This is a genomic window from Aliinostoc maniaoense, from assembly GCF_058172895.1.
Genome location: NZ_CP187953.1, coordinates 84,754 through 91,206 on the forward strand (window position 1 = coordinate 84,754; position 6,453 = coordinate 91,206).

Here is a 6,453-nt window from a genome sequence, read left to right on the forward strand (position 1 = left end):
TTCTCTTCATGTCGGCACATCCACTTAAGCTTTAGAATAAAATATAAGCTTCCTGAAACTGCACTTCTAGGAAGCTAGATATTTATTGTCGCGTAACTCTTATTTCCCCAATGGATGTGACTAATATTGAGGTTAGCTCCGTAGAAGTTCTGCCTGCCAAATCAGGAAACGTTGTAACGTCAAATACTTCGCCACAAGTAACTCCAGAATTGGTATCGGAGGTGATCAGGCAATATTATTACCGCACCCCTGCTGTTAGTAATGATGAGGAGTTAATCTTAGCTTGGGCAGGCAGTCAAAACCGCGAACAAACTAAGCGAAAATACTATCGGTTTGGTCAAAAATTCCTCTTATGGGTACGCAGTGAAGGCATACCCGATTTAAGATTAGTTCAGCAGCCGAAGTTACTAGATTTTATTACATCTTGGGGTGAGGTTTCCCCTTATACAAAAACGAACCAGATTTTGATGCTGCGGTCGCTGTGGAGTTACGGGAGTGGAGAAAATGTTGGCTATTTCTTGCGGAATATTGCCAGTACCATAAATTACGATAATTTTAGTGAATTACCGAAGGCAGAACGGTATCTAGAAGATTGGGAGATGGCGAAACTAGCCCAAGCTGCCCAGCAGTTGGGGGGAAAGCACTGGCTAATTTTTTGTTTGCTGTTTTATAGCGGGATGCGGGTTGGTGAAGTAGGACGTGTAACTGTTCCGGGTGATGAACCAGGGAAACCCAAAGAAGATTATCCGGGGTTATATTGGCATAACTTTAAATGGCAACCAGACCCATCACCAGAAGATAGACAACGCGGGTATTACACAATTAAGTTTCGGGGGAAGGGTGGGAAGTACCGCGAGATTGGCTTAGACCACGAGACATCAAAGTTGCTCAAAAAGTACCGAGGGATGGCTAGTGACAAGATGCCAGTATTCCCCAATATGTCACCCGACCCGAAAAAGCGGGGGTTGCCGTTGAGCGATAGGGCGATTAAAAGGTTGATTCAAGATATCTCTGAGGTAGCCAAAATAGAATTTTCTTGTCACTGGCTCAGGCACTCTCACGCAACAAGGGCAGTGGAAATTAAACCACTGTTTGATGTGCAAGACCAGTTGGGACATACCAAGTCTGATACTACCAAAACTTATATTCGTCCCAAAAAGGATGCAGGGACAGGTACGGTACTGCCAAGATTTTGAGGGAAAACACCTGTTTAGACAGCAAGCGATGGCGTAACCGCCCGCCGGAGGCGATCGCTTTAGGATGTTAGAGAATTTCTACTATGCGCGGTTGTCCATCAGGATAATAAACACCCAGGCAGTTGTTTTTAGTATCAGTAATTACCCAAGGGTGAGTTACATAGGTGCTTTGAGTAATTCTATTGTTTGGAGCAATTAAGGCGTAAAACTTCCGTTGACCAGAGTAATCAAGCCAATACAACCTCACTGGCGCGCTGCGTTGGTTGATAAATGTAATTTCCGTAGCTATTTTTCCACTGCGGGAAATTGAAACAGATTCAGATTCACATTGTTTGGATTGAGCATTGGCAAGAGGCGCACCAGCACTGATTGCATATAAAAGCAACGTACTGCTAATAATGGCGAAGTTAACGTGTGTAAATTTGACCATTGATCGTCTTGAAGTGTACATCTTTTAAAAGTACAGCTAAAGGTTAAGCAACGGCAGCGATCGCTATTCAAAAACTAACTTGGTTCATCCCGCCCAATCCCCAATTCTTTGAATTTGGTTTTGACCGAAGCCCAGTCATCACCACAGTAGTAATATTGTTTGTCTCGAAGATTAGCAAGGTAATACCCAGATTTACCACCATTGATGCGGAACAATTCAATTACTATTTGATTTTTGGTTATCCCAAATAATCTTTCTCGGTCACTTTCGGGTAAAGATTTATCAGTGCGATTAAAGAAAACACTTCCATATTTGAAATACCATGTTGTACCAACTCTCTGAATAATCTGGAAGTGAAGGGGATGAATAATACTTGTCGTTGACATAAGCTATACTCCAAGTAGAAGAGATGATGAAGAAAGCCCCCAGGTGTCAGCTGAGGGCAGATGTCAATTTAAAAGCTATTCATCGTCAGAGTCCGATTCTTCATCTTCCTCTTCTTCTAATGCTTCTAAGACATCTTCAGTATAAGCAACGTCTCGATTCCCTTGAGAGTCTGATTTAATCCAGACATCTGCATCCAAGTATTCAAACTCGACTTCAGGGTTATATTCTCCGTGTCCGTTGCCATCTTTGGATTGAGTCATTTGTTTCACCTCCTGATGAGGGTGTAGTTTTTTTGTCCCTCATAGTAATAATTATATCATGATAGATATCATGATATAATATGCTATTAATTAAAAAGGTGAGCCATGCCCAGAAAAAAATTAGACCGAAAAAAAGACTATATACAAATTGTGATAGAACCAGATGATAAGGCTGCTTTTGACGCTTGGTGTCTGGCGAATGGCATCACCATGAGTGAAATTATTCGCAAGGAAATAGCCCCTTACATTGCCAAAGGTAAAAAGCTTTTGGAAGGACAAAGTTAATCCGTAGGTAGACGCTCTTGGACTTGCTACCGCTACGCGATCGCCCTAATAACGCTATATATAAGGTATGCTGCACATCTCTAATAAAATTATTATCCCCGATAGCGAACTCGAAATGAGCGCGATTCGTTCTCAAGGAGCAGGCGGTCAAAACGTCAACAAGGTTGCTACTGCCATTCACTTACGCTTTGACATTGAGGCTTCATCATTACCCAGCTTCTACAAAGAACAGCTTTTGAAACTGAATGACCGACGCATTACCCAAGAGGGTGTTATTGTCATCAAATCTCAAGAACATCGCAGCCAAGAGCAAAACCGTGAGGAAGCTTTAGAACGACTCAAAGAACTTATTAAAAGCGCAGTCGTACTCAAAAGAAAACGCAAACCCACCAAACCAACTCGCAGTTCTCACTCCAAACGTCTCGACAGTAAAACTAAGCGAGGACAAATTAAGTCAATGAGAAGGCAGATAATTGATTAAAGTTCGGCGCATCGCATCCTGAACATATTGCAATTACTGCTAATCCTTATTACGGATTGAAACTTGTGCGGATTAAGCGATCGCAACCCTTCAACTTTCCTAACCTTCGCGCCCCGCTTTTTCCTCTAAGAAATTGCAAATGCCCAGTGATGGCGTTCCGTCCACCAGAGGTGATCGCATAATCGCACCACTGGGCATCTTAATTTAACTCATCCTACTTCTGCTGTTGATCTGGTGGAAGTTGACAAGCCCCCTTTTCAAACTGGTACTCAATACCTAGTCCTTTTAGGTAGAAGCTCACAGGATTACAACCAGATAACACGGCTGCAACAACATGAGCGATCGCAACAAGGGCAAGGAATAGGTAAGCATACTTCCCAGTGGGTAAATTTTTCTTGGGAAGTAGGGGCGAGTTCTTTTTTTCAATTCGCATAGCTATATCATGAAAGTGGATTATATTGATTGGCCTGGAGAGATTCCGGGCTTTTTTCTGTGAGCAAAACAGCAAACACAAAAGCCCCAGACTCAAGACAGCCTGGGGCATCCGCATTTAATGCGGTCTTATTACTATTGCTGATACTGATCGAACGTTGCACTTTTTATACCTCCTTGAGTTTAATCTAGGAGGCTGCCTTGAAGAGAGCGTTTGCAACAATTCCGGTAGCTAAAAGCTTGATTTTATGCTGCTTTGTTTAACCGGGCATTCGTGCATACAACTCAAATCACAAATTGCTATAGCAAAATGTGACCAGCAGTGGACATCTGCATATAAAATACAGTTATCCTTGTGCTTCTTCAAGGCAAGCCCTGAAGTTAAGTTGAATGAACGAACACCATAGCAGCTTGTTGACTTTTTCCTTAACCCATCCACCCAATTAGCACAACTCTGTGAACGGTCAAAACATAACTCTGGTCAAAACATCAAATGACGAATATTGCTGCTGCGAGTGTCGCTCGAACGAAACAGGGGGTGGGGGACAAAAGCAACTAAAATCAAAGATAGCAAATTTTCAAGACTTGTAGCAATTAGCTAGAATAAATTTTTCTGCAACATCTTGCACTTGGGGACTTTCCGCCTATGGCACTGATTCCAAGGTAAGCTTAATTGCCCTGGGGATGACTTTTTTTACTCGCTGGTTTCTGTTTTACATTCATCCCGCCTAGCAACTTGCTACCCCAATGACTTCGCTTCTCTGGTTTGGGTTGAGGTTTGGTGAACGGTGCAGCTACATCAACTCTTCTATAGTGCGCTTGGCTTGAGCCAATGCACCATCAATACTACTTTCCCCATATCCTTTAGTATTGTCTGCCAAAATTTCTAAATTGGCATTGCGGATATAGTAGAAATAACAGCCTACATCATAAGGATCTGGCTGGCAGTAAGTAATGATTATTGCAAATCCCTGGTAATTTTCTTGGGCTTCAATGGGATTATTTTTAAATGTTAGCGTTTTGGGAATCATATTCTTAGAGGATGGAGTGCGATCGCTCTCCACTACAAACAATTATTAAAACTTTTTTGTACAACTTCCTTGGCAAATTTAGTAGCTCTACGAGTTAAGGCTTTATCAGATGATAGCTCTTTACATCTACATCCAAGATGATAAGATTTGCCACTCCATATAAATTCAATTGCCCAAAAACTAGATTCAGCATAGACTTTTACAAATCCAAAGGGAGTTGTGACAACTCCTTCTGTATATGTTCCGCTACTTGTAGTGTGGTGTGAATAATTTCCAAAGTTTTTTGAGACTTTGGAGATTCTGGCATTTTTAACTAAGCTCATTTACTAACCTTGTTAATTATATTTAGTCTTTAATTATAGGCTTCATTATATAAAATGGATGAATTAAAACCACCATCCAATCAGTATTAGGGACATTTTCAAGCTCTTTGTAAAATTTAATATCACCAGCCTCAGTCCAGTGTTCCACCACTTCTAAATTAGAGTGGTAGAAAGCATTGGCTACTTCACCTATATTGAGTTGATCATGGGTGATATACACCCATGCGTGAATCTGGCTTTTATATGGAAATAAAGCCCGAAAATCCGCCGCATCTGCTAAAGCTTCAAAATCAGTAATTGTAGTCATCATTTCATTCTTAGAGGAAAGTGTAGAAGTAAGCGATCGCTTATGACTTATTTACCTACATATTATTTCCTCATACCAATCTCCGTTATTAGTTTTTGATTTTTGTTTAGTTTCAATTGGGGGCGGTTGTGCTAATGCTTGATCACCAAAGTTTTTACTTTTGGGATAGTTATAAAGGTCAACTTCTACAGGTTCTTTATCCTTAATTCCCTTCATTTTCAGTAAAGCTTTACCACTGCTGACGGCCTCCCCATCTAGTCCAGCCTTGGCTATACAATCTACTCTAGGTGCTGCATCAATATTCTTGGAAAAGCCTGCTAACTCGCTAGATATACTGGTTTGGTTGTCTGAGTGAGCAGTTAAGCAGACTGTATAACCCCATTTTCTGATGTTAGTCAATGATTGCTTGAGAAAGTTAGCCCAAGGTGATGGATTAACACCGTGTACTTCGTAGGTGTTCGCCTCCATCAAAAACACAGCTACTTTACCCGCCTTACCGCTTTTATCCTTGATGAAATCGAGATAGTCATCCTCATCAATGCCTAAATCTCTGCATTCCTGTTGACGCATTGCGATCGCAGTCGGGAATTGCTCAAAGAAATCATTAATTTCATCAACATCAGCAAGGACTTGAACGCCTGACCAAACATTAGGATTAGTTTCAGGGTTAATAATGACAACGTGCCAGCCGTCATCCTTGAGCAGCCGTATCATTAACCGTTCAAGTGTGGACTTACCAGAACCTTGCTCACCACTCAAAACTCTAAATGGAAGTTTTAATAGCTTATAAATCCACTTGTAATCATCGCCAAGTTTTAATTTTGATTTAGCAACTTTTGAGGATGATGATTTACCACTACTATCACTATCCTCGTCATCATTACTAATATTATTTAATATTTTATTCTTTTCCTTATCAGCCTTAGCTTTGGCTAATTGTTCCTCAGCAATTTGCTTATCAATCTGACTATCATTTAAGTCAAACTGTTTAAGTGTGGAGTTATGGGTGCGCTTTTGAATTTCAGATTGTCGCTCTAACTTATCTTGCACAGCCTCAACAGAAATTTGACCAGCCCTGACACGCTGAGTATCCCAATTTTGATTTATAGCTGTTACCTTAAAATCACGCTCATTTCTTGCTGATACAGTAGTCAGCTTGTAGTAGGTTTTCAAATCTTCCAACTGCTTAAATCTTTCATCATAATCATATTGGCATTTGGTAGACCATGCTAAATAAGCAGTACCAGCCAAAAAGGGAGCTAGTAATAACCAGATTCCACCGGAATTATTGCCCCTTAATTCTTGAATATAAAATGATTCA

At 40.8% G+C, this 6,453-nt stretch carries 11 protein-coding genes; 3 read left to right on the plus strand and 8 right to left on the minus strand.

The annotated features are described in order from the left end of the window. Nucleotides 1-110: 110 nt before the first annotated feature. Nucleotides 111-1,196, plus strand: coding sequence for a tyrosine-type recombinase/integrase (locus ACPZ3T_RS30015; protein WP_490277485.1), 1,086 nt, complete (start codon nucleotides 111-113; stop codon nucleotides 1,194-1,196). A 67-nt stretch (nucleotides 1,197-1,263) separates the two neighbouring features. Here the strand turns inward: ACPZ3T_RS30015 and ACPZ3T_RS30020 are convergent, their stop codons facing one another. The 3 genes from ACPZ3T_RS30020 to ACPZ3T_RS30030 all read right to left on the minus strand — a co-directional run bounded on the left by ACPZ3T_RS30020 (nucleotide 1,264) and on the right by ACPZ3T_RS30030 (nucleotide 2,273). Beyond that, nucleotides 1,264-1,626, minus strand: coding sequence for a VHL beta domain-containing protein (locus tag ACPZ3T_RS30020; protein ID WP_490277486.1), 363 nt, complete (start codon nucleotides 1,624-1,626; stop codon nucleotides 1,264-1,266). 74 nt (nucleotides 1,627-1,700) lie between these two features. Beyond that, nucleotides 1,701-2,012 (minus strand): hypothetical protein, encoded by a 312-nt coding sequence (locus ACPZ3T_RS30025; RefSeq protein WP_490277487.1) that lies wholly within the window; start codon nucleotides 2,010-2,012, stop codon nucleotides 1,701-1,703. A gap of 75 nt (nucleotides 2,013-2,087) precedes the next feature. Then, complete coding sequence (locus ACPZ3T_RS30030; RefSeq protein WP_490277488.1) at nucleotides 2,088-2,273, minus strand: hypothetical protein; 186 nt, start codon at nucleotides 2,271-2,273, stop codon at nucleotides 2,088-2,090. 105 nt (nucleotides 2,274-2,378) lie between these two features. Here ACPZ3T_RS30030 and ACPZ3T_RS30035 point away from each other — a divergent pair, with 105 nt between their 5' ends. Beyond that, nucleotides 2,379-2,558, plus strand: coding sequence for a hypothetical protein (locus ACPZ3T_RS30035; protein WP_490277489.1), 180 nt, complete (start codon nucleotides 2,379-2,381; stop codon nucleotides 2,556-2,558). Nucleotides 2,559-2,625: 67 nt separating this feature from the next. Further along, nucleotides 2,626-3,039: an alternative ribosome rescue aminoacyl-tRNA hydrolase ArfB gene (gene arfB / locus ACPZ3T_RS30040; RefSeq protein ID WP_490277490.1), complete on the plus strand. Its 414-nt coding sequence runs from the start codon at nucleotides 2,626-2,628 to the stop codon at nucleotides 3,037-3,039. 214 nt (nucleotides 3,040-3,253) lie between these two features. Here arfB and ACPZ3T_RS30045 read toward each other — a convergent pair whose 3' ends face one another. The 5 genes from ACPZ3T_RS30045 to ACPZ3T_RS30065 all read right to left on the minus strand — a co-directional run bounded on the left by ACPZ3T_RS30045 (nucleotide 3,254) and on the right by ACPZ3T_RS30065 (nucleotide 6,383). After that, the gene (locus ACPZ3T_RS30045) at nucleotides 3,254-3,472 is read right to left on the minus strand and encodes a hypothetical protein (protein WP_490277491.1); all 219 of its coding nucleotides are present in this window, start codon (nucleotides 3,470-3,472) and stop codon (nucleotides 3,254-3,256) included. A 793-nt stretch (nucleotides 3,473-4,265) separates the two neighbouring features. After that, nucleotides 4,266-4,544: a hypothetical protein gene (locus tag ACPZ3T_RS30050; protein ID WP_490277492.1), complete on the minus strand. Its 279-nt coding sequence runs from the start codon at nucleotides 4,542-4,544 to the stop codon at nucleotides 4,266-4,268. Then, entirely contained in the window at nucleotides 4,535-4,825 is a 291-nt protein-coding gene (locus ACPZ3T_RS30055; RefSeq protein ID WP_490277493.1) for a hypothetical protein, read from the minus strand. Before ACPZ3T_RS30055 ends, ACPZ3T_RS30050 begins: the two co-directional genes overlap by 10 nt. Before the next feature lie 22 nt (nucleotides 4,826-4,847). Then, the gene (locus ACPZ3T_RS30060; protein ID WP_490277494.1) at nucleotides 4,848-5,135 is read right to left on the minus strand and encodes a hypothetical protein; all 288 of its coding nucleotides are present in this window, start codon (nucleotides 5,133-5,135) and stop codon (nucleotides 4,848-4,850) included. Nucleotides 5,136-5,183: 48 nt separating this feature from the next. Beyond that, complete coding sequence (locus ACPZ3T_RS30065) at nucleotides 5,184-6,383, minus strand: ATP-binding protein (protein ID WP_490277495.1); 1,200 nt, start codon at nucleotides 6,381-6,383, stop codon at nucleotides 5,184-5,186. Between the last annotated feature and the right edge of the window lie 70 nt (nucleotides 6,384-6,453).